The 22,712-nt window shown below is 66.5% G+C and carries 23 protein-coding genes; 17 read left to right on the forward strand and 6 right to left on the reverse strand.

The features are described from left to right. The first annotated feature begins 64 nt into the window (after positions 1-64). The 8 genes from ACSYGN_RS28120 to ACSYGN_RS28155 all read left to right on the forward strand — a co-directional run bounded on the left by ACSYGN_RS28120 (position 65) and on the right by ACSYGN_RS28155 (position 10,034). The gene (locus ACSYGN_RS28120) at positions 65-895 is read left to right on the forward strand and encodes an IS5 family transposase (protein WP_460394073.1); all 831 of its coding nucleotides are present in this window, start codon (positions 65-67) and stop codon (positions 893-895) included. Next, the gene (locus ACSYGN_RS28125; protein WP_460394075.1) at positions 892-1,314 is read left to right on the forward strand and encodes a hypothetical protein; all 423 of its coding nucleotides are present in this window, start codon (positions 892-894) and stop codon (positions 1,312-1,314) included. Before ACSYGN_RS28120 ends, ACSYGN_RS28125 begins: the two co-directional genes overlap by 4 nt. An 82-nt stretch (positions 1,315-1,396) precedes the next feature. Continuing rightward, complete coding sequence (locus ACSYGN_RS28130; protein ID WP_460400385.1) at positions 1,397-3,025, forward strand: hypothetical protein; 1,629 nt, start codon at positions 1,397-1,399, stop codon at positions 3,023-3,025. Between the two features lie 42 nt (positions 3,026-3,067). Next, on the forward strand, positions 3,068-6,496 hold the full coding sequence (locus tag ACSYGN_RS28135; protein WP_460400387.1) for a hypothetical protein: 3,429 nt from the start codon (positions 3,068-3,070) through the stop codon (positions 6,494-6,496). Positions 6,497-6,505: 9 nt separating this feature from the next. Next, complete coding sequence (locus ACSYGN_RS28140) at positions 6,506-7,054, forward strand: hypothetical protein (protein WP_460400389.1); 549 nt, start codon at positions 6,506-6,508, stop codon at positions 7,052-7,054. Between the two features lie 66 nt (positions 7,055-7,120). After that, positions 7,121-7,942, forward strand: a complete 822-nt coding sequence (locus tag ACSYGN_RS28145; RefSeq protein WP_460400391.1) for a hypothetical protein — start codon at positions 7,121-7,123, stop codon at positions 7,940-7,942. 242 nt (positions 7,943-8,184) lie between these two features. After that, positions 8,185-8,619 carry a hypothetical protein gene (locus ACSYGN_RS28150; RefSeq protein ID WP_460400393.1) on the forward strand — a complete coding sequence of 145 codons (435 nt, stop codon included), beginning with the start codon at positions 8,185-8,187 and terminating at the stop codon, positions 8,617-8,619. Continuing rightward, a complete protein-coding gene (locus ACSYGN_RS28155; protein WP_460400395.1) occupies positions 8,619-10,034 on the forward strand; it encodes a GH25 family lysozyme in 1,416 nt (471 codons plus the stop codon). Before ACSYGN_RS28150 ends, ACSYGN_RS28155 begins: the two co-directional genes overlap by 1 nt. Positions 10,035-10,282: 248 nt before the next feature. On the opposite strand, the gene ACSYGN_RS28160 is transcribed toward ACSYGN_RS28155, so the two are convergent. Then, positions 10,283-11,617: a hypothetical protein gene (locus tag ACSYGN_RS28160; RefSeq protein WP_460400397.1), complete on the reverse strand. Its 1,335-nt coding sequence runs from the start codon at positions 11,615-11,617 to the stop codon at positions 10,283-10,285. A 977-nt stretch (positions 11,618-12,594) separates the two neighbouring features. Between ACSYGN_RS28160 and ACSYGN_RS28165 the strand changes: the two genes are divergently transcribed. Next, positions 12,595-13,059: a GntR family transcriptional regulator gene (locus tag ACSYGN_RS28165; protein ID WP_460400399.1), complete on the forward strand. Its 465-nt coding sequence runs from the start codon at positions 12,595-12,597 to the stop codon at positions 13,057-13,059. Positions 13,060-13,129: 70 nt separating this feature from the next. Here the strand turns inward: ACSYGN_RS28165 and ACSYGN_RS28170 are convergent, their stop codons facing one another. From ACSYGN_RS28170 to ACSYGN_RS28185, 4 genes are all read right to left on the reverse strand, one after another. Beyond that, positions 13,130-13,318 carry a hypothetical protein gene (locus ACSYGN_RS28170; protein WP_460400401.1) on the reverse strand — a complete coding sequence of 63 codons (189 nt, stop codon included), beginning with the start codon at positions 13,316-13,318 and terminating at the stop codon, positions 13,130-13,132. Positions 13,319-13,334: 16 nt separating this feature from the next. Beyond that, on the reverse strand, positions 13,335-13,574 hold the full coding sequence (locus ACSYGN_RS28175; RefSeq protein ID WP_460400403.1) for a hypothetical protein: 240 nt from the start codon (positions 13,572-13,574) through the stop codon (positions 13,335-13,337). A gap of 11 nt (positions 13,575-13,585) precedes the next feature. After that, positions 13,586-14,089 carry a hypothetical protein gene (locus tag ACSYGN_RS28180; protein ID WP_460400405.1) on the reverse strand — a complete coding sequence of 168 codons (504 nt, stop codon included), beginning with the start codon at positions 14,087-14,089 and terminating at the stop codon, positions 13,586-13,588. Positions 14,090-14,166: 77 nt separating this feature from the next. Beyond that, on the reverse strand, positions 14,167-14,373 hold the full coding sequence (locus tag ACSYGN_RS28185; RefSeq protein WP_460400407.1) for a hypothetical protein: 207 nt from the start codon (positions 14,371-14,373) through the stop codon (positions 14,167-14,169). A 259-nt stretch (positions 14,374-14,632) separates the two neighbouring features. Between ACSYGN_RS28185 and ACSYGN_RS28190 the strand changes: the two genes are divergently transcribed. The 5 genes from ACSYGN_RS28190 to ACSYGN_RS28210 all read left to right on the forward strand — a co-directional run bounded on the left by ACSYGN_RS28190 (position 14,633) and on the right by ACSYGN_RS28210 (position 19,300). Then, positions 14,633-15,715: a hypothetical protein gene (locus ACSYGN_RS28190; protein ID WP_460400409.1), complete on the forward strand. Its 1,083-nt coding sequence runs from the start codon at positions 14,633-14,635 to the stop codon at positions 15,713-15,715. 637 nt (positions 15,716-16,352) lie between these two features. After that, complete coding sequence (locus ACSYGN_RS28195; protein ID WP_460400411.1) at positions 16,353-16,655, forward strand: hypothetical protein; 303 nt, start codon at positions 16,353-16,355, stop codon at positions 16,653-16,655. Between the two features lie 11 nt (positions 16,656-16,666). Further along, the gene (locus tag ACSYGN_RS28200; RefSeq protein WP_460400413.1) at positions 16,667-16,897 is read left to right on the forward strand and encodes a hypothetical protein; all 231 of its coding nucleotides are present in this window, start codon (positions 16,667-16,669) and stop codon (positions 16,895-16,897) included. A gap of 921 nt (positions 16,898-17,818) precedes the next feature. Next, the gene (locus ACSYGN_RS28205; protein WP_460400415.1) at positions 17,819-18,151 is read left to right on the forward strand and encodes a DUF732 domain-containing protein; all 333 of its coding nucleotides are present in this window, start codon (positions 17,819-17,821) and stop codon (positions 18,149-18,151) included. A gap of 135 nt (positions 18,152-18,286) precedes the next feature. Then, positions 18,287-19,300 (forward strand): NAD-dependent epimerase/dehydratase family protein, encoded by a 1,014-nt coding sequence (locus tag ACSYGN_RS28210; RefSeq protein ID WP_460400417.1) that lies wholly within the window; start codon positions 18,287-18,289, stop codon positions 19,298-19,300. A 1-nt stretch (position 19,301) separates the two neighbouring features. On the opposite strand, the gene ACSYGN_RS28215 is transcribed toward ACSYGN_RS28210, so the two are convergent. Beyond that, entirely contained in the window at positions 19,302-20,627 is a 1,326-nt protein-coding gene (locus ACSYGN_RS28215) for a DNA-binding protein (RefSeq protein ID WP_460400419.1), read from the reverse strand. A 259-nt stretch (positions 20,628-20,886) separates the two neighbouring features. Between ACSYGN_RS28215 and ACSYGN_RS28220 the strand changes: the two genes are divergently transcribed. The 3 genes from ACSYGN_RS28220 to ACSYGN_RS28230 all read left to right on the forward strand — a co-directional run bounded on the left by ACSYGN_RS28220 (position 20,887) and on the right by ACSYGN_RS28230 (position 22,492). Beyond that, positions 20,887-21,357 (forward strand): ATP-binding protein, encoded by a 471-nt coding sequence (locus ACSYGN_RS28220; RefSeq protein ID WP_460400421.1) that lies wholly within the window; start codon positions 20,887-20,889, stop codon positions 21,355-21,357. A 101-nt stretch (positions 21,358-21,458) separates the two neighbouring features. Further along, positions 21,459-21,794: a DUF6415 family natural product biosynthesis protein gene (locus ACSYGN_RS28225; protein WP_460400423.1), complete on the forward strand. Its 336-nt coding sequence runs from the start codon at positions 21,459-21,461 to the stop codon at positions 21,792-21,794. Continuing rightward, positions 21,791-22,492 carry a hypothetical protein gene (locus ACSYGN_RS28230; protein ID WP_460400425.1) on the forward strand — a complete coding sequence of 234 codons (702 nt, stop codon included), beginning with the start codon at positions 21,791-21,793 and terminating at the stop codon, positions 22,490-22,492. Before ACSYGN_RS28225 ends, ACSYGN_RS28230 begins: the two co-directional genes overlap by 4 nt. Positions 22,493-22,712: the final 220 nt, after the last annotated feature.

The following is a 22,712-nucleotide window of genomic DNA, read 5'->3' on the forward strand; positions in this document are numbered from 1 at the left end:
CTGATCGTGTGGCGGTGCGGCGTCCCGGCCGGCTGGCGGCCATGGGCATGTTGGGCTGGTCGCCGTGAGCGAGCGCAAGCCCTACAAGACCGACGTGAGCGACGAGCAGTGGGCGCTGGTCGAGCCTGTGATCACCGCGTGGAAGGCCGCGCATCCGTCGGTCAGCGGCCATCAGGGTCGGTACGCGATGCGGGAGATCGTCAATGCGCTGCTCTACCAGGGCCGGACCGGTTGCCAGTGGGAGCTGCTCCCGCACGACTTTCCGCCGCCCGGCGCGGTGAAGTACTACTTCTACACCTGGCGTGACGACGGCATCGATCAGACCATTCACGACCTGCTGCGCTGGCAGGTGCGGGAGATGGCGCGTCGGAAGGCGGACCCGAGCCTGGTGGTGCTCGATACCCAGAGCGTGCGCGCGGCGGCTGGGGTGCCCGCTGAGTCGACGGGGTGTGATGCGGCAAAAAAAGTGCCGGGCCGCAAGCGCGGCCTGGCCGTTGACGTTCTGGGGCTGGTGATCGCGGTGGTCGTGGCGGCCGCGTCGGCGCACGAGAACGCCGTCGGCATCGCGCTGCTGGACAAGGTCGCCGCCGACACCGACACCGTGGAGAAAGCCCTGGTCGACCAGGGCTTCAAGAATGCCGTCATCGCGCACGGCCAGAAGGTGGGCATCGAGGTGGAGATCGTCGAGCGCAATCCCGCACAGAGCGGGTTCGTTCCCCAGGCCAAGCGGTGGGTCGTGGAGCGCGCCCACGGGATCTTGATGCTGCACCGCAGGCTGGTGCGCGACTACGAGCACCGGCCACGCAGCTCGGAGTCGCGGGTGTACTGGGCGATGACCGCGGTGATACTCCGTCGGCTGACCGGGGCCACCGCTACGGCCTGGCGCAGCACATGACCGGCGGGGAGCTGACCCTCGGGGCGGTACTGGCGCGACTGGAGGAGCAGGAACGGGAGATCGCCGTGCAGGCCGAGGTGACGAGGGAGCAGATCGCGCAGCTGACCGCACGGCTGGACGAACTCGGCCGGGCCGCCGAGGAGGTCCGGATCACCCGCAAGACGCTGCTGGCGCTGCCCGATCCGGCCCCGCCCGCGCCACCGGCCCCGAAACTGCCGGACCATCCGGCCTACCAGCAGATCATGGCGGTGTTCACCGCGGCCGACCATCCGCTGCGTGCGCGGCAGGTGTGCGAGGCGATGGACCTGGCGATCGCGCCCAACAACATCAACAACACCCGACTGAAACTCAAGCGGCTCGCCGAGCGCGGCATCCTGGCCGAGACCGAGCCGGGCTTGTTCACCCAGCCTCGGCCGTAGTCGCCCGGCGTCGCCACGACCTGCCCGCCTGTCCCGCACGAAACGAAGAATCGGGCATCAGGTCTCATACCGCCCTCTCAAGATGATCGGCGCCGCTATCGGCTGGGTCGTCAACTTCGTGAAGGCGCACTGGCCGCTGCTGCTCGGCATCCTGACCGGGCCGATCGGCATGGCCGTCGTCCTGATCGTCAAGTACTGGGGCCGGATCAAATCCGGGTTCAGCGACGCCTACCACGGCACGATCAACATCGGAAAGTCCCTGATCAACTGGATAACTGGCCTGCCGGGGCGGGCCGGTGCCGCCCTCGGTGCCCTCGGCGCGCGGATCGTCGCGATAGCCGTCGCCGCGTGGACCCACTTCAAGACGGCCACGATCCAGAAGGCCACGGACACCGTCTCCTGGCTGAACGGCCTGCCGGGCCGGGCCCGGGCGGCGCTCGGGAACCTCGGACGCCTGCTGTGGTCCGCCGGCGCCGACATGCTCCGCGGCCTCCTCAACGGCATCAAGTCCATCAGCGTGTCGTCGGTCATGTCCGGCATCGCGCACAGCGCGGTGTCCAGCTTCAAGTCGGTGCTCGGTATCCACTCCCCGAGCCGCGTGTTCCGGCAGATCGGTATCTACCTCAACGAGGGCCTCGTCGACGGCCTCACCGGCTCCACGGCCAAGGTGAAGACGGCGACGAAGCGTATCGAGACGCTGCTGATGCAGACGTACAACAAGGTCGCCGACCTACGCGGCACCAAGGGCGTCAGCAACAAGTGGGTCAACGCCCACGAGGCGGCGATCAAGAAGCTGGAGGCGTACGCCAAGAAGGAGGACAAGGTCCTCCGCAGCCTGGCCGCCAAGCGGGACTCCGTAGCCACCAAGATCAAAGCCGCGCAGAAGCACCTGAAGGACCTCCAGAAGAAGTGGACGGACGAGGTCAAGTCCGTCTCCGACGGCATCAAGCAGGGCTTCTCCATCGTCACGGAGGCCCCGCAGGAGGGCGTCAACCTGACCTCGCAAGACGTGGTCAACAAGATGCAGGACCAGATGCAGAAGGCGGTCGCGTTCGCCGCGCAGCTCCAGGCCCTCAGGAAGAAGGGCCTCAGCGCCGACCTGATCTCGCAGATCGCAGCCGCCGGCGTCGACCAGGGCGGGGCGACGGCCGCCGCACTCTCCACGGCGACGAAGGGCCAGATCGCACAGATCAACTCCCTCAACACGCAGACCAACAACGCCGCCACCTCGGCGGGCAAGGCCGTCGCCGACGCCATGTACGGCAACGGCATCAAAGCCGCTCAGGGACTGGTCAAGGGCCTGCAATCGCAGGAGAAGAAGATCGAGCAGCAGATGCTCAAGATCGCCAAAGCGATGCAGAAGGCGATCAAACAGGCGCTCGGCATCCACTCCCCGTCGGTGGTGTTTGCGTCGATCGGCCAGTGGATCCCCAAGGGTCTCGCGGCCGGTGTCGCCGACGGCGCCTCCCATGCGACCCGTGCCGTGCACCGCCTCGCCGGGTCGATGGTGTCGGCCGGGGCGGGCGCGTTCACCGGTAGCGGCCTCGCCGTCGCTGGCGCGGGCGGGCGCGGCACGGTCGTCCACAACACCGTGCACGTCCAGGTCGAGGGCCATGTCCTCACCGAGCAGAAACTCCGCGACCTCGTCGAGAAGCAGATGACGCGGCTCGGAATGCGCAACTCCAGGACGTACGCGCCGTACAAGCGGTGACACAGATGGGGCGCCGCCGGGCGCCAGGAAGGAAGGTGCCCGGTGGCCACCCGCAAACTGTCCATGCTGGTCGACGCGTTCACCGCCCCGGTGGTCAACACCGTGCTGTGGAACAACGTCACGGCGGGAGCAGCGACCCTGGATGCCGTCAACGACGAGGTTCTGCTGGCGGTCCCGACCGCGTCCGGCGGTGTGAACGTCTTCTCCACGAGCACCCTGTACGACGCCACCGGCTCGTACGCGTACGCGCAGATCGGTGTGGCCGCGAACGGTGCCGGCACCACCAAAACGATCATGCGGGTGCGGTACGACATCGACAACGCGGTCTCTATGCGCGTCGAGGCCGGCGCGTTCAAGATGACGATGCAGATCGGCGGCGTCCTCACCTCGACGACGCTGCCCTCCTACGACCCGCACGCGCACCGCTGGTGGCGGCTGCGGGAGGCGGGCGGCGTGTTCTACGCCGACACCGCGCCCGACGGCCTGACGTGGACGCAGCAGGCGTCCATGGCCTACACGTGGGACGCCAGCAACATCACGCTGCGCTTCGAGGCGCAGGCCGGGGCCGCGGAGACCGCAGGCAACGTGTCCGTCATCGCCCACGTCAACACCCGCGACGGCGGCCCCTTCAACCCGAACTGGCCCGGCATCGAGGACGCGTGGGCGCCGTTCTGGAACGCCAACGCGGGCACCTTCCCCATCGACCGGTACGTCGAGATCTCCGACCGCACCCGCGGCTCGATGAGCGTGCAGCGGGGCCGCCAGTACGAGACGGACCAGGTCCGCTCCGGTGAGGCGTCCCTACGCCTCGCGAACGATGACGGCGCCCTCGACCCCGTCAATGCCAGCAGCCCGTGGGCCGGGCACATCGCCCCCTACCAGCCGTACCGGCGGCGCGCTCAATGGCCAGTCAGCAGGAACCTGCTTGACCAGGTCATCGCAACCGGCGGCGACCTCGGCCCGTACTCCCTCGGCAACATCGACACGACGTCGGCCGGTCCCGACATCTTCTCGACGACGGACACGAGCGGCGGATCGTTCGTCGCGTCCTCGACGGCCTGGTCGGGCGGCACCGTCATGCAGTTCGCGGTACCCGCCGGGTCGGCGGCCGGGGCCCTGCCGGTCCACACGCCGCGCTGGTCCGTCGTCCCCGGCCGCACCTACACCATGCAACTCCGCGTCCGGAACATCACCGCGGCGACCTCACTGAGCGTGCAGCCCTTCTTCGGCTGGTACGTCGCCGGCGCCGGCTTCTCCCCGACCAGCTACACGTACGGGGGGAGTGCCACCCTGACCGGGGCGGCAACCGACTGGACGAACCTCACGCTGACCGTGACGGCCCCCACGAACGTGTCCGGCATGAGCGTCGGCGTGGCCCTCGCCGCCAACGCGGCGGCGGCCGTCACCCTGCAAAGCGACGGCTGGCAACTGGAGAAGGGGACGGCCGCCACCGCGTGGACGTGCCCCGGCACATGGTGGCCCGTGTACGCGGGCTGGATGGAACGCTGGCCGTCGTCGTGGGACATGAACGGCCTGTACGGGATGGTCGAGCCCAACGCGGTCGACACATTCGCCCTGCTGAGTCAGCAGCAGCTCAGCGACGCCCTGACCATGGAACTCAACGCGAACTCGCCGCGCTTCGTCTACAAGCTCGACGAGCCGGCCGGGAGCACCACGGCCGCGGACTGGACGGGCAACAACAGTCCGGTGCAGATCGGCATCGGCAAGTACGGTGCCGGGTCGATCACTTTCGGCGCGGCGATCGCCGCGAACGACGGCGCCGCCGGCATCTACACAGGCAGCTCAGGCACGGTCGCCACCGTGAACAACAGCAACCCGGGCACGAACCTGATCTCGGGCGGGGCCTCGTTCCTGAAACTCACGTCGGCGGGGATCAAGGGCCCGGCGGACCCCACCCTCTGGACCCGGATGATCGCGTTCCGGTACACGGGGCCGACCCCGACGCACGCCGCGCACATGTGGTCGGCCATGGACACCCAGCGGGCGAACGGAATCCCGTCCGGATCGCACCTCTACATCTACCTCTACTCCGACGGAAAACCGGTCATCAGTCTGCAGGGCCCGACCGGGACGAACGCCTTCTACTACTTCCACGCAGCCACGAACTGCGCGGACGGAGACTGGCACCTGCTCATCTTCGGCTACAACCAGGCCACCGGGCAGCTCTTCACATCGCAGGACGGCTCGTACAACGCTCTGTCCGGGTTTGCCTCGACGCTGACGCCGACCGGGATTGCAGGGGACAACCTCGGCGGGTTCGTCGACATCACTGTCGGGAACGGTACGACGTTTAATTTCAAGGGCGACATCAGCTTCGCCGCCGAATTCCCCACGTTTCTGTCCTCGACCGCAGTGTCGAACCTGTACGAGGCATGGCGGTCGGCGTGCGCAGGCGAGTCCACCGACGCGCGCTACGCGCGGATCCTCCGCTATGCGGGCTTCAACGGCGTCACCCACTTGAGTGGCGGGATGACCACGTCGATGGGCCCGGCCACCTTCGACGGGCAGGACGCCATGTCCGCTCTGCAAGGGGCCGTCGACACTGAGAACGGCGCGCACTTCGTCGACGCCGGCGGCGGCATCCAGTTCAAGTCGCGGGCCGCCCGCTACAACGCTCTCACCCCCGCCTACATCTTCGGGGAGCGGACGGAACTCGGCGAGTGGCCGTACGAGGAAGTGACCCTCGACTACGACTCGACGCACCTGTCGAACCAGGTCACGGTCACCCAGGAGGGCAGCTCGCAGCAGTTCTACGCCGTCGACGACACTTCGGTCGCCGCGTACTTCCCCCGCACGATGACCCGCAGCATCAACGCGTCCTCCACCGATGAGTGCAACGACGCCGCCGCCTACCTCCTCTCCCGGTACCGGCAGCCCGCTACCCGGGTCAGCACCCTGAAACTCCACCCGGCGGCGAACCCGGCCCTCTGGCCGGTGTGCCTTGCCCTGGAACTCGGCACCCGGGTACGGGTGATGAGGCGCCCACCGAATGCGCCGGCCTCGCAGGTTGAGTGCTTCGTCGAAAACCTTCAGTGGGAGTTCGACAGCGACAACGACGCGTGGCTGACCCTCCAGTGCTCGCCGGCGGACCTCACCCCTTACGGGGTGTTCGCCGCCTGGCACACCACGTTGAACACGACGGCTGCGGCCGGGGCCACCTCGGTCACTGTCCGGGCCCCTGCCGACAACACGAACGTGCTCTCCCAGCAGATCGCCCCCGGGCAGCAACTCGTCCTCGGGCAGGGCACCGCGAACACCGAGACGGTCACCGTGAAGTCGGTCGGCACGACCAGCAGCGGGTGGACGACCGGCGTCCTCACCCTCACTGCGGCGACGACGAAGGCGCACACCGCCAACGACACCGTGTGCGAGCCGCTCCCGTCCGGGACGACCGACCCCGCTACCTGGGACACGGTCGCCCGGTTCGACTCAATCGCCTTCGCCTACTAGGAGGTTCCCGTGGCACGTGCTGTGCCCGTCATCGCGTCCGAAAGCCCGGGGAGCTTCCTCACCGGCGCCCTGTGGAACGCGAACGTGAAGGCGATGGGCGACTGGCTCATGGGATCGGCCGGCAACGGCGTCCCCCGCTTCCGCGGCTACCAGGCGACCGCCCAGGCCATCGTGAACAACACCTGGACGTCGGCGACGATTGACACCGAGGAGTACGACTCCGACAACGGGCACTCCACGACGACGAACTCCAGTCGGTACACCGTGCAGGTGCCTGGAACGTACGCGGTCTTCGGCAGTCTCGGCCTGGTCGGCAACGCGACCGGTAACCGGGGTGTCCGCATCACCGTCAACGGCGTTGCCATCCACGGCAGTTTCGTGAAGACGGCAACCCCGGACGCCACCGGCTCCGCCGGCCTCGTCACCGCCGGCTCGGCCGTCTGCGCCGTCGGCGACTACATCGAGGTCCAGGTCCACCAGAATTCCGGCGCAGCCCTGAACACCAACGCGGGTGGCGACGTCGCCTGCTCGCTGACCGCCCAGTGGATATCCGGCTAACCCCCACCCCATCCAGCCCCCGGCACCCCGTGCCGGGGGCTTTCTCATGCCCGGAGGCCTGACCTCGTGCTCACCCACGGCACCGTCGTGCACCGCTACCAGCCGACCGACGTACGCCTCGGCCGCCACCACCGGCTCGACGCCCGCTCCCTCGCCTACCTCCACCACCACGACCCGGCCCACGTCATGCGCCCCGTACGCCACGACATCCCCATCCCGGTCCTCAACCAGGAAGACCTCGACGTCCAGGGAATCGACACCGGTGTCCTTGTGCCCGGCGCGGCCCGAGTAAGGGTCCTCGGCTCGTGCACCGCGAACGCGGGCACCGCCGCCCTCGCGTTCCTCCTCGGCCCCGACCGGCTCGCCGAGGCCGGCCTGTCCGCGAGCGACCCGGTCACCTGCGAGCGGTACGTGATCTGCCTGTACCACGAGGAGACCGTCGACGACGACCTGCCGGGGGAGTGGCCCCCGAACGATCAGGGCTCCTCCGGGCTCGGTATCGCCCGCGCCCTCAAGGCCCGCGGCCTCATCGGCTCGTACGTCCACGCCACCACCGCCGACAGCCTGGCCTCCCTCCTCCAGCACGGGCCGGTCCTCATCGGCACCCCCTGGTTCCAGGCGTGGTTCACCCCGGACGCCGAGGGGTTCGTCGACTCCGGGAACTGGGCGTCGACCGCGCTCGCGGGCGGCCACGAGGTCCTCGCGGTCGGCCTGGACGAGGTCGCCCAGAACGCGGCCGGGCACGTCATCCCCGAGAAGACCATCATCCGTCTCCGCAACTCGTGGAGCACCGGCTGGGGCCTGTGCGGCGAGTTCCGGATGCGGCTGTCCACGTACGTCGAGCTGCGCCGCTACATCGACGCAATCCAGCTTCGAGCGAAGGCGTGAACAGCGCCCACCAGCGCCGCCCCACGCTACCGCTCGGGCTGCTCGTCGTCCTGGCGCTAGCCGTGGACGTTGCGACCCTCGTGTCCGTCCTCGCCGGGCGCGCGGCCTGAGCGGACCTGGCGGCGCCCACACGGCCCCCCACGCCGACCGAACGGCCCCGGCGCCCCACCACCTCGCATCCCCCCGCCCCGCCCCGCACACCGCCCCACGGGGTGCCGGGCCCTGCCCTGTAGGCGGCACCTGTGTTCCTCGCGTCCTCGGGCTCCAGCGCTCTCGAAACCATCTCCATCGCCGGGGGCGCCCTCGGCACCGTCCTCACCATCGCGGCCGTCGCCCGCAGCGTCCGGCCCACGCTGCGACGCCGAGTCCACCGCTGGGATCGCCTCGACCAGCTCCTCGGCGACCCGGACACCAGCCCGCCCCGCCCCGGCGTGCTGGAGCACGTCGCTGCCCTCCGCGAGGAGATCGCCGACGTACGCGGCAGCCAGGAGACGGTGCGCCAACTTGCCGCCGAACTCGTCCCGAACTCGGGCTCGTCCTGGCGCGACGCCTACGAGCGCGACCAGGCGCACCAGCACCTCGTCAACGCGGCCATCGCTGCCCGGCTCGGAATCGAGCTGCCCCCGCTGCCGCCCCGCACCGTGCACCACCACAACGATTCCCCGGAGGACTCCTGATGCTGAACGGCATCGACGTCAGCGGCTACCAGTCGGCCACCCCCGACGTGTCCGGTAAGGACTTCGTCTTCGTCAAGGCGACCGAGGGCACCAGCTACATCAACCCCCGGCAGGCCGACCAGGCGGCCTCCGCCCGCGCGGCCGGCGCCGTCGTCGGCTTCTACCACTTCGCGCGACCCGGCAACACGCAGGCGCAGGCGCAGTACTTCGTCGACGAGTGCATGTCCGAGGCCGGTGACATCCTCGTCATCGACTGGGAGGACTCCGGTGTGTCCTGCGCAGACAAGGACACCCTCCTCAAGGCCGTGAAGGCACTACGGCCCACCCACAAGGTCGTCCTCTACTGCAACCGGAACTTCTGGCTCAACGTCGACACCACCTCGTACTGCGAGGACGGCCTGTGGATCGCCGACTACAGCAACACGGCCGGCTCCCCGGCGATCCAGCACCCGTGGCTGTTCCACCAGTACAGCCAGAACGGCATAGACAAGGACGTCGCGAACTTCACCAGCGTGGCGCAGCTCAAGGCGTGGGCGACCGGCACCACCGCGTCGGGGACACCGGACTGGCGGACGCTCCTCGACCACGTCGAGAGCATCCCCGAGAAGATCTACGAGACCTGGACGTCGACCGACGGGTGGGACAACCACACCCAGTTCGGCGCCGAGTACGGCGAGGACGGCGTCGCCTGGTGCGTGATCTTCGACTGGGACATGTACCACGACGTTGGGTTCGACGCGATCGTCTTGAAGACCGACAGCGTCGACTCCTTCACTGCGTGGGCGAAGGACCGCGGCCAGTGGTCCGAATACCCCAGCGTGGACGCCTGGGTGAACTTCAACGACGGCGCGCACACGGAGATCGTCGTCGGCTTCGACGCCGACAACGTCTACACCAAGGGCGGCAACTCGATCCAGACGGGTGCGGCCGACAGCGGGCAGGGCAACGGTGTGTGGCCCCACACAACCCTGCGCCGGTCGTCGAAGATCGTCGGCTACTTCGCGCCCCGCTTCGCGGACGGAGTCTGCCCGCCCACCGCGGACCCGAACGACCCGCGCGGCGGCACCCCGGTCACCTCCTACACCTGGCCCGGCGCCGTCACGTCGAAGCCGGGCACGTCGAAGCCGACCGTGTCCCTGTCCCGGCTGATCAAGGCGGCGAAGACCGACCCGAAGGCGAAGCAGGGACACCAGACGTACGCGGTCGGCGTGAAGCTCGTCGAGGCCGCACTGCGCGCGGAGGGCCTCCTCGCCAAGAAGTACGCGTCCGACGGCTCGTTCGGAACGCTCACGGTCGCGGCATACGCGAAGTGGCAGCGGAAGCTGCACTTCAGCGGGAAGGCAGCCGACGGCATCCCAGGCACCGAGTCCCTCAAGGCCCTCGGCAAGAAGCACGGGTTCAAAGTCGTCGTGTGACAACAGGGCTGCCCTGCGCCTCTTCGGAAGAGCGGGGCGGCCCTCACCCATTTTTGTCCGATGCCCTGTCTAAGTACTGTAATTGCCGCTTGGCGGCTGTACCCGTTTTCATGTTGGTGCAGCCGGGGCACACCTCGACCTGTCATGGTGGGGCCGGATATCAGCGTCAGCCCTCTTGCGTAAGCAGCTGATTGACGGCACTGACGGGCTAGGTCTGACGCTGAACCACGATCACCTATCTGTTATTTCTAATGCGGGACAATGTGATGAATGAAGTAAAAGAAGGAAGCTGAAGCGAGAAGAAAAAATAGCAAGACAGTCAGGGCGACTTGTCCGCGCTTCCGAAGGTGCATGCCAATTGTTGTTTGATCTTTCGTAAGCAGAATGGCCGCCGAAAATGCCACTGGAATTAGAAGTACAGCGGCATCTTCCGCCGCCACTCCGTGGTCAGGCCCCACGGGCGGCTCTTCTCCCAGCCCGCGATACCATAGGATCACCGTACTTGCGAATGTGATGATAGCGGTCAACCAGAACATCCACGCCATATTTCTATTTAGACGCAGGTGGCATTTGACCCAAATTCGACTGGCGCGATTTGGTGTTGAATCGTGCCTTAGGTAGAGTTCGCCCTCCTTGGTCTCTTCATCCGGGATTCTCTTGATTGGGTGACATTTATCGCCGAGGACATCGTTGTTTTGCGTCCACGAGCGATGGTGGAACCTTGCCGCAGTATCCGGAATTCGAATGCTTAGGTGATTCGTTTCGGCATCATTGAACGAGACCATCTTCCATACGGTATTATTAGCGCGAAAAGGCGACTTCCTCGCTAGATATTTCCCTCGGGCGGGCTCTTTTTCCTTCCTTGTTGTGAGAATGAGTGGTCGCGTCTCTTCCATCATGATGATGAATGGCTCATTGCGGGGTACTTTGCACTTCACGAAAACCATCCACCGAAACCCGCAAATTGCGTATTCACGGAGAAATTCTTGGGCAGCTCCCCGCTGGTCGTCCCCCTTGCGGCGCAGGAAGACAATGTCTTCCTCGCGGTGCATGTAGAAGATGTCCTCCTCACCCTCCTTGCGGCGAGAAAAGGCAATGTCCTCCTTGCGGCGTGAGAAGGCAATATCCTCCTGGCGATCTAGAAAGGCGATGTCCTCCGCGCTTTCCGGGAAGGCCATTTTTGCTGCACTCGACAGTGTGGTGAAAAGCTCTAGCAGAATAGCGTTAACCGCTCCTTTTGTTAGCCGTTGGTTCTGTCGTTTCCATAGCTCTTCTGCGTAGTGAGGAAGTGCGATCAGAGGATTCTCGGGGGCGCTCAAATAGTCTGTCGGTTCAAAAAGCCGGACAATCTTTCCAATTCCCTTGCAAAGCTTATCCCATTCATCGTACTCGCCTTTTGAGACATTGAATCCCAGAATGGTCGCAGGATCCTCGCTCTTCAGATACTCCCATACCGCGTCTCTTTTCTTCCATGGCGGTTTCCCTCCGCGGATCCAACTTACACACTTCCGGAATGGATGGTGATTGCATTCCTCCCAAATTTCCTTGTATCCGCGAGAAGGGGTATAGAAAAGCGCGGCCATGAAATTGATTAGATCGTCGCTGACCCTCAACCCGATAGTACGTCCCAGACGCTCGATGTGGAGGCCCTGGAGTCGAGCACCGTCCTCTAGCGGAATTCGGTACACTTGCTTTTCGGCAACTGTGACAAAGAGGTCAAGGATAGGCACTCTCGGGAGATATCCAACAGGAAGAACTACCTCAACATGTTGCTCATTTGAATCTTTGAAAAAATCCGACAGTACAGAGTGAGTCGCCAGTGGCCTCACGTGCAGCTTTCGAATGTGATCCGCCCAAAGTGCGCTTGTTAGTTCGACTGTCTCAATTGAACGCTGCCTCCACTCTGGGAGTGAATCAAGCATGCCGAGGGTGATTAGTTCATCTCTGGTTAGGTTGCCTTTTCTCATGATATCCCGCCATGGATATAGGAGCACCTTAGCTATCATGCGATCACGGGTGTTCGTTGCCTGCACCTGGAAGGCACCTCTCTGAGTGACGTGAAACGCAGGACGCGAGCCGCAGCGCGCAGAGTCACGCCTACACCGCGGATGCGTGCACAGGCCACGGCGATGAGGAATGTCCCGCTACGCAGGTTGAAAATTGGCGATCTCGGGTGGCCGTGACGAGTGGTCATTCCTGCGGTACGACGGCCTCATGCGGTAGGCGCAAGGGAGCGGGCTGACGCCCGCGGAACAGGAGAAGCGGGAGGTCACGCGGTTGGGGGGGAGTCAAGCGGTTCGCGGCCGGGGCGGGCACGGCGCAGGTCGCGGCGGAACTGCGGGTGGCGGATCGGTCGGCGGGCCGGTGGGCCGGTGGCGGGTGGCGGGGCGTCGCGGGGGTGTGGCGGCCGATGGCGGTCTGGTAGTGCGTGGGTCCGCCCAGACCTGTTTCGCTATCACCGTCGCCCACCGCCAGGCGCCATTTCGTGCGCGCGTTCCGGCCGCTGCGGCGGCGGGCAGTGCAGCGGCTGGCCGGCGAGCAGTGGGGAGCTGGCCGTTCGATGTGGGCCGACGAAGTCGGTGACCGGCAGCTCCTCGTGGACCAGGTGGAGGTGTCCGAACGGTCGGCGCCCCAGCACGTGGCGGGCGTCCTTGGTGTGTCGGCGGGCTCGGCGGTGTGTGTACGGTCCCGCCGGTACGTGCTGGACGGGAAGCCCGTCCTGTACGCGGTGAGCTTCCTGCCCGCTGCCCTTTTGTCTGGCTCGCGGATGGTAGAGGAGGACACCGGGCCTGGCGGGGTGTATGCGCGGCTGGCTGAGATGGGTCACAGGCCCGCACGGTTCGTGGAGGAGGTCCAGTCGCGCATGCCCCACCGCGAGGAGATGCAAAGGCTCGCTCTGGCCGCCGGTACCCCTGTCCTCCGCGTGTTCCGTACAGCCCTCACCGAGGCGGGCCAGCCGGTCGAGGTCAACGACATGACCCTCGACGCTTCAGCCTTCGTCTTGGAGTACACGTTCGACGCGTAGCCAGGATGGTGCAGAATGAAGGAGAACCCCGCCGGAGGTCGAGACCGGCGGGGCTTCTCTGTTCGCGGGGTCAGGCGGGAGTGATGGGTCCGGCGTCGGTGTCGATGCCGAGCTGGGTAAACCAGTCGTTGAGCCGGTCGATCATGTCGCCGGTGTTCAGGGTGCTGTCCTGGTTCTCCATGCTCTTCTTCGAGTTGAACAGTTCGACGATGGCAAGGCCGGCGTCGCTTGTCGGGTCGAACGTGAGGCGGTGCGCCATGGGGCGTCCTCTCGTGTTAGAAGGGGGGCTCGTTGCTGGATCCGCCCCAGGTCCCCCCGGTGCGGGGCCAGCCCGCTTCGGTGAGGGTGAACGTCTTGGATCGGTCGATCTGGGAGCCGTCGCAGGCTGGGCATCCGGTGTCGTTGCAGGCGTAGCAGTCGGGCTCCTCCTTGACGTACGTCTCGGGCACCGATTCGGTGTACCAACCGGTCTCGGTGCCGTCGGTGTCGTGCTCGTGGACGATCTCGATAGCCACAGAAGGTCTCCTTACTGGTTGTCGGTCTTGCGGGGGCGTCCGGGCTTGCGGTCCCACGCAGCGGCGAAGGCGCGGACTTGGGCGGCGAGGTACACCGGGCCAGCGGCGAGGCGGGCGACGGGCTCGGCGTGCCGCTTGAAGAGGGCCGTCTGCACGACCTGGCTGGCTCGGGCGGGCTTGATGTTGAGCAGGGTGGCGATCTCGGCTTGGCCGACGAGTTCGGGCATCGTGAGGGGCTCGCTGTTGCGGCGCTCCCGTTCTTCCAGCGGCACGATCTCGTAGCAGTAGACCGCGCACGAGCCGTATGTCTGGCGGACGATGTCGCCGGTGACGCGGAGGGCCTCGATGGCGGCCATCTCGGCGGTTGGTGCCTCGACGTTCACGTAGAAGGAGAGGTGGCCGTTCGGGGCTGTGCTGGTGGTGTCGGTGTCGGCTGGCAGCAGTTCCAGGGCCCGTTGATGGACCTCGGCCGGCACCGTGCGGGCGTCGTACTCGACGTACGAGCTCCAGATCATCGCTGGTGGTCCCTTTCTGTGTAGTTGGGGGTGGCCCCGGTTCAGTCGAGAAACCGGGACCACCGTGGCTGACCGGCTCAGCGGCCCTTCCAGACGAAGCCTGCACGGCGCAGGGCCGCTATCTGGTTGGCCAGACCGCGCGTATCGCTCGGTGTGGCGGGGAGGCCGCACACCCACACGCTGTCCTGGTAGACGGCGTAATGGTTGTTCTTGAGCTGCCTCACCTCGAAGCCTTGTGCAGCCAGCTCTTGGCGGAGCTGCTGGAAGTCTTTCTTGGCGGACATCGTATCTCCTTTCCCTTGTTGGCGACAATGAAATCTTCCCGTAAACCCGCAACGCAAGCAAGGGTTTTAGGGTGGAGATCCAAAGAAACACCTGGCGGGAGCGGTGATCGCGCATGGCAAACTCCCCCTCGAAACGGCCCGGATCTCGTATAGTTACGGCCGGATGGCGGCTGTGAGTGAACCCCCCCGTTCGTCTGCCGGGTAGGACCCTCTGGAACTTGGGTGCATGCAGGCGCGGGAAGGCGGAGAATCCGGGCCTATGAACACGGAACAGGTCCTTCGGCGCTTTGGCCCTCAGTTCGTCGCCGAACAGCGCCACCGCTACGGCAAGCGCCCCCCTGAGAACCGGATGCTCTCCTACGACCAGGCGGTACTGGACGAGTACGAGCCCTGGCGGATCTGGCTGGACGAGCAACTCGATCTCCTGCCCGAGGCTACGGCGGCGGCTTTCGCCGCGAACCTGTGGCGCGATCAGAACTTCTGGCCCGACGTCATCGAGCTCGCCGTCGGCGCGGCGCTGCGGCGACAAGGCTTCAGCGTGGAGTTTGAGCGGCGGTGGGGGACGCTGACGCCGGACTGGACCGTCATCGGGGCTGACGGCACGCCGGTCGCGCTGGTTGAAGTCCTCACCCACAGCCCCCGGCAGGGGACAACCGCGAAGATCAAGGCGTGGCACGCCCTGGTCGAGCGCCTCAAGGAGATACCGGTCCCCGTCGTCCTGGCAGTGGCCGGTGACCCGTCGCGCCCGCTCAACACCCCCGACGCGCGCACCGCGAAGAAGATCGCCCAGGACTTACGCCGGGAGCTGCTCTCCCCACTGCACCAGACCCTGTTTCGGAGCCAGGGCTACACCTTCCTGCTCCAGGCCGATCCGAGGACGGGCCGTTCCATGCAGCCCCCCGGGATGCGCACAATTCTCCTTCCCCCGAGCAACTTGGCGGGCGTTGTCTCGGCCCGGTCGCTCACCGTCGGGATCGAGAAGAAGGTCAGCAAGTACCGCGCGCTCGCGAAGGAAGCCGGACTCCCGCTGATCGTGGCGGCCGGCGCGGACAGGTTCACCGGCCTTCAGGTCGAGCACTTCGATGACCTACTCAAGGGCGCTGCGACGCTGAGCTTCCAGTTCAACTTCGGAGACACGTTCATCCACGCACCAGTCGAGATCGATCCGTCCAACCCCCCGCGCTGGACCATGCCCTCTGAGCTGGCTGGCGTGCTCTGGGTGAACAATGACTTCCCCTTCACCACCGACTGGCGCCCCAACCCCACCGCGGCGATCCCCGCGCCGCCAGCGCTCGTAACACAAGACGCGGATCCCTCCGACCTGAGCACGACCCAAACGTAGAGGCCGTAGCCACCGCCTACCTCGCTCTGTCATGCCTGGCAGGGCTGGGTGGCCGAGTGCTCTGTGTCGGTGGTGTGGGGCAAGATGCCCAAGGAACATTACCCAGAGTCAGAGGTTCTGTTGCCCTGGTCGCGTGGCGATCGATCGGCGACGATGCCGTGGTTGCAGGGCCAGAAGTGGAAGACGCGGGGCCGTTCCTCGCCCCCGCTGCTCAGCCACTTGGTCACTGGCCTGTGGCACTCGGGGCATGGAGGAAGCGGCCAGTCCTGCGGGTACGGGAGTCGTCCTGTTGCCAGGGCCTCAGCCCGTAGGTCGATGACGCTCGCCAGAGCCTCAACCCTCTTGAAGGGCAGGACCAGCCGTCCGTCGCGGTCACGAGTGGTTGCCATGCGGGGAGCGTAGTCCCGGGGAGCGCGTCATGGATGACACGTGAGCCTATTGGGAACCACGACGGTCGATCCCTCGCAACCGAACGTGCTGTGGGCGCGCCTGACGGACGGTGAGGCATCGGAGGGTCTCCGCGTACCGGGGTCTCCGCGTTCGGCCGTCCTAGGGGTCTTTCTGTGGGGCGACTTTCCGTCGCAACCCTTGGATTCCTTGGGTTGTCTTGGGTTGTCAAGGATCGTAACCTGATGGCATGACAGACACCGCCCAGCCCACCGGGCTCTGCTTCTGCGGGTGCGGCAAGGAGATCGGCTACGGCCGGTACTTTGCCGCAGGCCACGACAAGACTGCCGAAGCCGCGTTCCTTGCCATCCATCACGACGCCTCAGTCGCCCAGATGCTCCACGCCCACGGCTACGGCCCCGACGAGAAGAACTCCGTCACCAAAGCCGCCGTCGACAAGGGACTGTGGGAGGAATGCCCGCATGGCTGCGGCTACCGGGGCGCCCGGGAGAGCATCAACAACCACATCAACCGCTACCACCGCGAGAAGTGAGGGCACGGAGCATGCAGCAGCCCCAGAAAAGGATCAACACGGCAGGCGGAATCTTCGCCGCCCTCATCGTCCTGTTCATCTTCGGCTTCTTCGTCGGCCTACCTCCCATCGGATGGGCCCTCCTGGTCGCGGCGTTCGTCGGTCTGTGGGTCGCCACCGCGGGGCAGCGTATGAAGGAGAGGGCCGCCGAGGACCGCCTGCCTGACAGGCCGTGGCGCAGCAACCGCACCGACGAGAAGTGAGGACACCGGCCTGAGAAGGGCCGTCATGGTTGATTCCGACTTTTTCAGCACACCAAGCGCGTGGTGTTGCCTTCCCCGCTTGCCCACTTCAGGAGCCGAATCATGGGCGCGCGTAGCACATCTGAGGCGACCACAGTTCCGTGCTGATCGCCGGAGTACTTCGTGATGCTGCGTAGACTCTGCTGAGCAGAAAGGAGCCCGCTCCTCGACTCGGTTCCTAGGCCAGGTGTCGAGGGGGGCTCCCTACGCGATGTACGCCCATCAGGTTGGAACTGAAAGGAACTGAGAACATCGTGGACGAGAGTAACAAGGACTCCCTACATAGGGACAGCCACCCACGCCGCATGGTCTACCACCTGCGGAATTGTCTCACTCGGCAGGGACGTATTGTCTCCCGGCAGGTGTGGCGCGGGGCGACGTACAACCTCAGCACCAACGCCGTCAGCCTGCTGATCATCTGGTTCCAGTCCCGCCGCTGACCCGCGAACAGATCGACGATCACAGCCCCCGCACAGTCCTCTTGCGGGGGCTGTGTCCTGATCAAGTACGGGCGGGAGACGAAGAAATGAGCCTACTTCGCCCGCTGCGCCTCCACGGCGGACCGGCATACGACGCACAGCGGGTTCCCACGCGACCCGTACCGGTGCGTCGGCTGATGACACCCCGCACACGGACCCACCAGCGCAGGCGGACACTCAGGAATCGGCGGGACAGGACGTGGTGCAGGCGTGCTCATATTGGCCATCGTACGTATGAGCGGATGTCCGGCCGTGTCACGACGTGGGTTCCGGTGCCGCCGAGCGGGTGCAGTTTTGCTGCCGGGGCCTCACGCCGTCTCGGCCGGGACACTTTTGCGACGAGTTCTCGTCACAACCCTGTCACACACCCTGCACAGACGGTGCGGAGTGGTGTGATGACGGCATGAGACGAATGATCTTCTTAGCTACGGGCGCCGCGCTTACCGGCGTGCTCCTGGCTGGCTGCTCCAGTGGCCCGTCCGCCGACGACAAGAAGTACGCGGATGCGGTCGCGGTCGCCGACCCCGATGACTTCGGCGGCATCGCTACCGACAAGCTCGCCGGGACCCTGGGTTCTGAAGGCGGCGACCTGTGTGGGCAGTTGAAGAAGGGCTCGTACGAGGACGCGATTGCGTACGCCAAGACGGGCTTCTCCGCGAAGGAGGCGGAGGCCCTAGTCGCCGCCGCGGTGGTGGTGTACTGCCCCGGCGAGAAGGGCAAGCTGCCGGCGTCGTGAGCCTGTATGAGGGCGGTCCCGTGTGACTGGCCGGGGCGGCCCCCAAGAGCGCCAACGACTTGACAGCGCACCTCGCTTGAAGACCGTGCGGCGGACTTCCTTCCGCTTCACGGGCCTCCACGGCAGGATCACCCTATGAGACTTCTGGTCATGGGCGGGACGTGGTTCCTGGGCAAGCACATCGTGAAGAGCGCACTGGCGCGGGGGTGGGAAGTCACCACCTTCAACCGCGGATTTTCCGGTCGCGACGTGGAGGGCGCGGAGACGGTCCATGGCGATCGTACGAACCGGACCGACCTGGAACGCCTTGCCGAACATGGCCCCTGGGATGCAGCGATCGACACCTCAAGCTCCGACCTTGCGCCCCGGGACGTCCTGGCAGCCGTGACCGCGCTGCGCCCGGCCGTGCACCGCTGGGTGCATATCTCCACCGTGTCCGTGTGCGAGGGCTGGCCGCACCAGCCGCTCACCGACGCCTCACCGCTCCTCGATTGCCCGCCAGATGCCGATGAGTTGTACGGCTACACGGGTGCGGACGGCTCGCCCACCCAGTATGGATTCCAGAAGGCCGGCGGCGAGCGCGCCGTGACTGAAGTCTTCGGCGACGCCGCGGTGTTCCTTCGCCCGGGCGTCATCCTCGGTCCCGGTGAGTACGTTGGCCGACTGCCCTGGTGGCTGGAGCGAGCCAAGCGTGGCGGTCGCATCCTCGCCCCGGCTCCTGCCGAAAGGCGCATTCAGCCGGTCGATGTGCGTGACGTCGCCCGCTTCGCTCTCGTGCAAGCGGCCGATGCAACGCACGGTGGATTCAACATCACCCACCCCGAGGGCATCTCGTTCCGTGCATTCCTGGAGGCTTGTCTGACGGAGACGGGCGGGGCCGGGGTGCCGGTCTGGGCCGAACCCTCAGTGCTGGTCGAACAGAGCGTCAAGCAGTGGACCGAGCTGCCCCTGTGGCGTACTCACCCAGGTGTGTGGGCGGTCAACTCCAGCCGCGCGGTATCGGCGGGGCTGGAGTGCCGGCCGATCACCGAGACGATCCGGGACACCTGGCAGTGGTGGGCGGCCGACGGGCGTCCCGTGGACCACCCGAGGTGGGCAGAGCACGGGATCGCCCCCGAGAAGGAGGCGAAGATCCTCGCCTCCTTGTAGGTCAGGGCTCGATGGCCAACAGGCCCACGTGGGGGCCAATCCGGTGGGGCGGCGAGACCCGGTTGAACTCCTCGATCTGCTCACGCAGTTGCGTGGGCAGATGGGCGCCATGGAACTCAGGCCGCGACAGGTGCCGGCCGATGCGAGCCGTCCGCACGACGATGCCCGTATTCCGCTGCTCTGCGGGTACACGCCACACCGGGACCAGCGCCTCGGCTGCGCCGTCCACGTCGCCAGCCAGGAGCCTGGCCTGGGCCAGGTCCGCAGCCGCGCCCGCTCGCACGTGCTCCGACTGCTCGTCCCGCGGGCGCTGCCCGAGAAGGTCCAGGGCGTGCCGCGCGTCCGTTTCGGCCTGCGCGGCGTCACCCACAAGGAGAGCGGTCGTGCTGGTCGACATGGCCAGCCGTTCCGCAGTGAACCCGAACTCACCGCCGACGTCGTCGTGGAGCTCGTCGCGCCGGTCCCCTCCCGCCTCGGTGGACATCTGGACCGCATGCCGTGCTGAAGTGACATCGCCGAGGTGCGCATGCGCGCGGGCCTTAATGGCGTACAGGCGTCGGTGGGCCACGTTGCCGAGTCCGCCGTACGACAGGGCGCGCGATGCCTTCGCCACCGCTTCGGTCGGGTTGCCCGTGTGGTACGCGATGTAGGCCAGAGCGCCGTCGGCGTACGCCTGGAGAGGCGTGAACCGAGTGGTCTCGCCGAACATCGCTGCGGTGCGCGCGAGACTGCGGGCGCTCTGAAAGTAGCCGAGGTCAAAAGCAGCAACCGACAGCAGAGCAGCAGCCTGCCCGTTGAGGATCATCAGCTGTTGTTGCTGAATAGGGACCTGCGTGCGGTCACGCTGGCGCTCGATGGCAAGGCGAAGCCGGTCGGCTTCCTCGTACGCCTGCGCCGGTGACATCAGGTGGTACCTCTGTGCCTCGGCTGCTACCTGGTCGCGCAGCTCGTCGATGGTGTTGTCGGAGATGGACGCCGAAGCGGTTGCGTCGGCGCCCTCGTGGGCTTCTTCTGCGGTCATTCGAACTCGTTCTTCCAGGTCATGCGCGGGTACCTGGGGATCGTCCTTCGGTGGCGGCCCGAACAACTGCGCGGCCGAGTACTCCGGCCACATCGCCTCGAGGATCTGCCGGGTCTCGGGGCCAGGCAGCGTTCGTAACTTGCCGCCGGTCCACCGCCGGAACTGCGTCTCGCCGCAGGTCGGATTGTGAGGGCTGTTCCCGAAGAGCCGTGCACCGTACTCCACGAACCGCTTTTCAAACCCTCGGTAGGGAAGTCCGTCCCGATCGCACAGCCACGCGAGCAATGTTCTCGGCTCAGTCCTCATCCCGTCTCCAGTCTGCGGCGCCGGAGTCGGCCGGCCTACGAATCGATCCCTTCCCAGGAAGGGGATACCGCCGCCCGCCGTCGCGGCAACCTAGCTCCTACAGAAGCCACTTCAAAGCTACCCGGAGGCCACGTCCGTCACCCGGATGTGGTGTAGAGGCCACGTTGGAGGTCATGGCGGAGCCACGTGCTGCCGGGGAACTCTGATCGTCAGCCCTCGCTGAGAGTGCAAGTCCGAGCACAACCCAGGAGTTGCCCCCATGTCCCCCAGAGATGCCGGATCGACCAGCCTGTTGGATGCGCTGCCGCGCCTAGCCGGGATGATTCCGGCGGCCTTCGACATTGCGGTCGCCTCCGAACCGTCGAGTGTGGAAATCGCCCGACGTGTCACGCGGGCCTGGGTCCGCTGCCACTGCAGCATGCAGGCCGAGCAGGTGGACGCCGTCCTGCTCGTGGTGTCGGAGTTGTGCACCAACGCGGTTCTGCACGGCCGCCGCGAGTCGGTCGACGTGCGCGGATGGGTGCTGGCGCCGGGCGAGCTGCGCCTGGAAGTGCACGATCGGTCACCTTCGGCCATCCCCACCCCGCAGCGCGCGGCCCTCGACTCGGAGAGCGGGCGCGGCCTGCTCCTGGTGGACGCGCTCGTTGCGGAGCTGGGTGGCACGTGGGGCTTCAACGAGGACGGCACCTGCGCCTGGTGCCACCTGGCCTTAGCTGGGGTAGGCCGGTGACCGCCTTGGTACAGCTTCGGAGCCGCCCAGTGCCAGCGTGGACACCACCCCTGGATAGCTCGACCCTCACCAGGGTTCTGGAGCGCGTCCATACGTGGGAGGTGTACGACGGCGACGCCGTGCTCGATGACGTGGCCGATGCCCTGGACGAGGTCCCACCCGCTGAAGACCACGTTGGCGAACTCGCTCAAAGTCTGCACGAGCACCTGATGCGTCTGGTGAACATCGCTCTCGCCGCGGAAGCCCAGGAAGACGCCGCGACGGCGGCCTACCTGATCGAGCGGGCCCACGCGGTGCGCGCCGAGGAACTGCCGGGGGATCGTTGGAAGGCCATCGGGCACCTGCGTCGGATGGGCTGGGCCGTCAACGAGTTGCTGGACCTGCTCGTCGAGATCAAGTGCGTGAAGAAGCCCGACTCTCTGAATGAGGTGCTGTGACGGTGCAGCAGCACTACTGGAACGGCATGCGCGTGCCCTACATCACCGCGTGGACCGCAGAGGAGGTACGTCAGTCGGCCGTCATTCGGATCGTCGGAATCGGCGGTGAGGGCATCGGCTACAAGGACGAGGACCCTGTGGCCGACCGCCGGCACGAGGCATTGTGGGTGCGCTCAGCTCTCGCGCAGGGCCGTGGCAAACCGGACTTCCACCGGGTCAACTCGCTTCGGCAGAAACGCGCGGTGCGGTACGAACTGTGCCAGGTATGTGGAGAGACCGTCGTCGGCTCGCAGGCCGACGGACCAGCCCTGTATTTGCTGGGCGGCGACACCCCGATCGCCGAGGGAGAGACAACCACCGCGCCCCCCGTGCACCCGCTCTGCGCCGTCGAGGCGATCGAGAACTGCCCGCATCTCCGTCACCATGCTGCTGCGCTCGTCAGCTACAGCCCGCTGTGGGGCGTGGCTGGAGTGGTCTACGACCCCGTGACGCTGGCTCCGCTTCCCAGCCGTGGAAGGCGGCCGAACGACCTCACGCACGTCTACGTCGGTGACAAACGGATCCGTTGGACGGTGGCCAACTTCACCGTGGTCAGCCTCCACGGCGTCGCCGCCGTGTCAACGAATGAACTGCACGCGATGGCGGCACAAGACGCGCCGCGCGGAGGGGCCAGACGCCAACGGCTGGCCACCCCCTAGACCCCTGCCCGGCGGCCCGGACGCCTTTCCGGCCCCGGCCGTCGAGCAGGTACGACTCCGGCGCGGGAGGAGCAGATTCGCTCTCCCCCTGCTACTGCCGCGCCGGGCCATAACCGGCCGTCCGACTGAGCCGAGGACGGTCGCAGGCCCGGGGTGCCCGAACAATCCCCTTTCCCCCGAAGGGCGGGCACCCCGGGCCAACTCCCATCACACGGACACA

The sequence above is a fragment of the Streptomyces sp. YIM S03343 genome (assembly GCF_054729195.1).